At 48.7% G+C, this 5,341-nt stretch carries 2 tRNA genes and 2 rRNA genes; all 4 read left to right on the forward strand.

Annotation, left to right across the window (positions count from 1 at the left end):
* Positions 1-173: 173 nt before the first annotated feature.
* Positions 174-1,711, forward strand: a 16S ribosomal RNA gene (locus HJG58_RS18485).
* Between the two features lie 59 nt (positions 1,712-1,770).
* A tRNA-Ile gene (locus tag HJG58_RS18490) sits at positions 1,771-1,847 on the forward strand.
* 55 nt (positions 1,848-1,902) lie between these two features.
* Positions 1,903-1,978, forward strand: a tRNA-Ala gene (locus tag HJG58_RS18495).
* A 362-nt stretch (positions 1,979-2,340) separates the two neighbouring features.
* Positions 2,341-5,231: ribosomal RNA gene (locus HJG58_RS18500) — 23S ribosomal RNA — on the forward strand.
* The 16S and 23S rRNA genes sit together here with 2 tRNA genes alongside, the layout of an rRNA operon.
* Positions 5,232-5,341: the final 110 nt, after the last annotated feature.

The raw sequence follows: 5,341 nt of genomic DNA on the forward strand, positions 1-5,341 counted from the left end.
ATCATTAAGAGAATTGAAGAACAACTTGTGTGGATTTTTACTGATTGATTAATCGAAATAATTTTCATTGATTGATTGGTTTAAATTACTCGAAGTTTATTTGAGCGAAATTTAAGTCAGTAATTGATGAGCCAGAATTGGCACCTTGTCTATAATAAGGTGCAAAATGATTTTAACTGAAGAGTTTGATCATGGCTCAGATTGAACGCTGGCGGCAGGCTTAACACATGCAAGTCGAGCGGAGAGAGGTAGCTTGCTACTGATCTTAGCGGCGGACGGGTGAGTAATGCTTAGGAATCTGCCTATTAGTGGGGGACAACATTTCGAAAGGAATGCTAATACCGCATACGTCCTACGGGAGAAAGCAGGGGATCTTCGGACCTTGCGCTAATAGATGAGCCTAAGTCGGATTAGCTAGTTGGTGGGGTAAAGGCCTACCAAGGCGACGATCTGTAGCGGGTCTGAGAGGATGATCCGCCACACTGGGACTGAGACACGGCCCAGACTCCTACGGGAGGCAGCAGTGGGGAATATTGGACAATGGGCGCAAGCCTGATCCAGCCATGCCGCGTGTGTGAAGAAGGCCTTATGGTTGTAAAGCACTTTAAGCGAGGAGGAGGCTACTTTAGATAATACCTAGAGATAGTGGACGTTACTCGCAGAATAAGCACCGGCTAACTCTGTGCCAGCAGCCGCGGTAATACAGAGGGTGCAAGCGTTAATCGGATTTACTGGGCGTAAAGCGCGCGTAGGCGGCTAATTAAGTCAAATGTGAAATCCCCGAGCTTAACTTGGGAATTGCATTCGATACTGGTTAGCTAGAGTGTGGGAGAGGATGGTAGAATTCCAGGTGTAGCGGTGAAATGCGTAGAGATCTGGAGGAATACCGATGGCGAAGGCAGCCATCTGGCCTAACACTGACGCTGAGGTGCGAAAGCATGGGGAGCAAACAGGATTAGATACCCTGGTAGTCCATGCCGTAAACGATGTCTACTAGCCGTTGGGGCCTTTGAGGCTTTAGTGGCGCAGCTAACGCGATAAGTAGACCGCCTGGGGAGTACGGTCGCAAGACTAAAACTCAAATGAATTGACGGGGGCCCGCACAAGCGGTGGAGCATGTGGTTTAATTCGATGCAACGCGAAGAACCTTACCTGGCCTTGACATAGTAAGAACTTTCCAGAGATGGATTGGTGCCTTCGGGAACTTACATACAGGTGCTGCATGGCTGTCGTCAGCTCGTGTCGTGAGATGTTGGGTTAAGTCCCGCAACGAGCGCAACCCTTTTCCTTATTTGCCAGCGAGTAATGTCGGGAACTTTAAGGATACTGCCAGTGACAAACTGGAGGAAGGCGGGGACGACGTCAAGTCATCATGGCCCTTACGGCCAGGGCTACACACGTGCTACAATGGTCGGTACAAAGGGTTGCTACCTAGCGATAGGATGCTAATCTCAAAAAGCCGATCGTAGTCCGGATTGGAGTCTGCAACTCGACTCCATGAAGTCGGAATCGCTAGTAATCGCGGATCAGAATGCCGCGGTGAATACGTTCCCGGGCCTTGTACACACCGCCCGTCACACCATGGGAGTTTGTTGCACCAGAAGTAGCTAGCCTAACTGCAAAGAGGGCGGTTACCACGGTGTGGCCGATGACTGGGGTGAAGTCGTAACAAGGTAGCCGTAGGGGAACCTGCGGCTGGATCACCTCCTTAACGAAAGATTGACGATTGGTAAGAATCCACAACAAGTTGTTCTTCATAGATGTATCTGAGGGTCTGTAGCTCAGTTGGTTAGAGCACACGCTTGATAAGCGTGGGGTCACAAGTTCAAGTCTTGTCAGACCCACCATGACTTTGACTGGTTGAAGTTATAGATAAAAGATACATGACTGATGATGTAAGCTGGGGACTTAGCTTAGTTGGTAGAGCGCCTGCTTTGCACGCAGGAGGTCAGGAGTTCGACTCTCCTAGTCTCCACCAGAACTTAAGAGAAGTTCGGATTACAGAAATTAGTAAATAGAGATTTAGATCTTGGTTTATTAACTTCTGTGATTTAAGTATCACGGTATTAAGCATGACCTGACGAAGGCATGTTTATTCATTAACAGATTGGCAAAATTGAGTCTGAAATAAATTGTTCACTCAAGAGTTTAGATTAAGCAATTAATCTGAATGAATTGAGAACTAGCAAATTAACTGAATCAAGCGTTTTGGTATATGAATTTAGATTGAAGCTGTACAGTGTTTAAATGCACAGTACTTCGAACTGTATGGATGAATGAGAGATCATTTGTTCTGTTGCTACACCAACTTGTAGGTGTAACGACTGTTTGGGGTTGTATAGTCAAGTAATTAAGTGCATGTGGTGGATGCCTTGGCAGTCAGAGGCGATGAAAGACGTGATAGCCTGCGAAAAGCTCCGGGGAGGCGGCAAATATCCTTTGATCCGGAGATTTCTGAATGGGGGAACCCACCTACTTTAAGGTAGGTATTGCAACATGAATACATAGTGTTGCAAAGCGAACGAGGGGAAGTGAAACATCTCAGTACCCTTAGGAAAAGAAATCAATTGAGATTCCCTCAGTAGCGGCGAGCGAACGGGGATCAGCCCATTAAGTTATGTGTGTTTTAGTGGAACGCTCTGGGAAGTGCGAACGTAGAGGGTGATATTCCCGTACACGAAAGGGCACACATAATGATGACGAGTAGGGCGAGGCACGTGAAACCTTGTCTGAATATGGGGGGACCATCCTCCAAGGCTAAATACTCCTGACTGACCGATAGTGAACCAGTACCGTGAGGGAAAGGCGAAAAGAACCCCTGTGAGGGGAGTGAAATAGATCCTGAAACCGCATGCATACAAGCAGTGGGAGCACCTTCGTGGTGTGACTGCGTACCTTTTGTATAATGGGTCAGCGACTTATATTCAGTAGCGAGGTTAACCGTATAGGGGAGCCGTAGAGAAATCGAGTCTTAATAGGGCGTTTAGTTGCTGGGTATAGACCCGAAACCAGGCGATCTATCCATGAGCAGGTTGAAGGTTGGGTAACACTAACTGGAGGACCGAACCCACTGTCGTTGAAAAGCCAGGGGATGACTTGTGGATAGGGGTGAAAGGCTAATCAAGCCTGGTGATAGCTGGTTCTCCCCGAAAGCTATTTAGGTAGCGCCTCGGACGAATACCATAGGGGGTAGAGCACTGTTTCGGCTAGGGGGTCATCCCGACTTACCAAACCGATGCAAACTCCGAATACCTATGAGTACTATCCGGGAGACAGACTGCGGGTGCTAACGTCCGTAGTCAAGAGGAAAACAATCCAGACCGCCAGCTAAGGCCCCAAAATCATAGTTAAGTGGGAAACGATGTGGGAAGGCATAGACAGCTAGGAGGTTGGCTTAGAAGCAGCCACCCTTTAAAGAAAGCGTAATAGCTCACTAGTCGAGTCGGCCTGCGCGGAAGATGTAACGGGGCTAAAACTATGTGCCGAAGCTGCGGATTTGACATTAGTCAAGTGGTAGGGGAGCGTTCTGTAAGCCGATGAAGGTGTATTGAGAAGTATGCTGGAGGTATCAGAAGTGCGAATGCTGACGTGAGTAACGACAAAACGGGTGAAAAACCCGTTCGCCGAAAGACCAAGGGTTCCAGTCCAACGTTAATCGGGGCTGGGTGAGTCGACCCCTAAGGCGAGGCCGAAAGGCGTAGTCGATGGGAAATTGGTTAATATTCCAATACTTCTGTGTAATGCGATGAGAGGACGGAGAAGGTTAAGTCAGCCTGGCGTTGGTTGTCCAGGTGGAAGGATGTAGGTATGTATCTTAGGCAAATCCGGGGTACTCTATACTGAGATCCGATAGCAAGCTGTACTTGTACAGTGAAGTGGCTGATACCATGCTTCCAGGAAAAGTCTCTAAGCTTCAGTTACACAGGAATCGTACCCGAAACCGACACAGGTGGTCAGGTCGAGTAGACCAAGGCGCTTGAGAGAACTCTGCTGAAGGAACTAGGCAAAATGGTACCGTAACTTCGGGAGAAGGTACGCTGTTGTTGGTGATGGAACTTGCTTCCTGAGCTGACGACAGCCGCAGAAACCAGGCCGCTGCAACTGTTTATTAAAAACATAGCACTCTGCAAACACGAAAGTGGACGTATAGGGTGTGATGCCTGCCCGGTGCTGGAAGGTTAATTGATGGGGTTAGCGTAAGCGAAGCTCTTGATCGAAGCCCCAGTAAACGGCGGCCGTAACTATAACGGTCCTAAGGTAGCGAAATTCCTTGTCGGGTAAGTTCCGACCTGCACGAATGGCATAATGATGGCGGCGCTGTCTCCAGCAGAGGCTCAGTGAAATCGAAATCGCTGTGAAGATGCAGTGTACCCGCGGCTAGACGGAAAGACCCCGTGAACCTTTACTGCAGCTTGACACTGAACTTTGACCTTACTTGTGTAGGATAGGTGGGAGGCTTTGAAGTTGGAACGCTAGTTCCAATGGAGCCGTCCTTGAAATACCACCCTGGTAATGTTGAGGTTCTAACTCTGTCCCGTTATCCGGGACGAGGACCGTGTCTGGTGGGTAGTTTGACTGGGGCGGTCTCCTCCTAAAGAGTAACGGAGGAGTACGAAGGTGCGCTCAGCGTGGTCGGAAATCACGCGTAGAGTATAAAGGCAAAAGCGCGCTTAACTGCGAGACCCACAAGTCGAGCAGGTACGAAAGTAGGTCTTAGTGATCCGGTGGTTCTGTATGGAAGGGCCATCGCTCAACGGATAAAAGGTACTCTGGGGATAACAGGCTGATACCGCCCAAGAGTTCATATCGACGGCGGTGTTTGGCACCTCGATGTCGGCTCATCTCATCCTGGGGCTGAAGCAGGTCCCAAGGGTATGGCTGTTCGCCATTTAAAGAGGTACGCGAGCTGGGTTTAGAACGTCGTGAGACAGTTCGGTCCCTATCTACCGTGGGCGCTGGAAATTTGAGAGGATCTGCTCCTAGTACGAGAGGACCAGAGTGGACGAACCTCTGGTGTACCGGTTGTGACGCCAGTCGCATCGCCGGGTAGCTATGTTCGGAAGGGATAACCGCTGAAAGCATCTAAGCGGGAAGCCTACCTCAAGATAAGATTTCCCTAGGAATTTATTCCTCTAAAGAGCCGTTCGAGACTAGGACGTTGATAGGTTGGATGTGGAAGCATAGTGATATGTGAAGCTGACCAATACTAATTGCTCGTGAGGCTTGACTATACAACACCCAAGCAGTTGTATACGAAACTTCGAAAGAAGTTGAGCATCAATCGATTCATAAACATGCAAAGCAACTTGATTTAGTTGAATGCTTAGTTAAAATGAACAAC

The sequence above is a fragment of the Acinetobacter geminorum genome (assembly GCF_013009345.1).
Lineage (GTDB): Bacteria > Pseudomonadota > Gammaproteobacteria > Pseudomonadales > Moraxellaceae > Acinetobacter > Acinetobacter geminorum.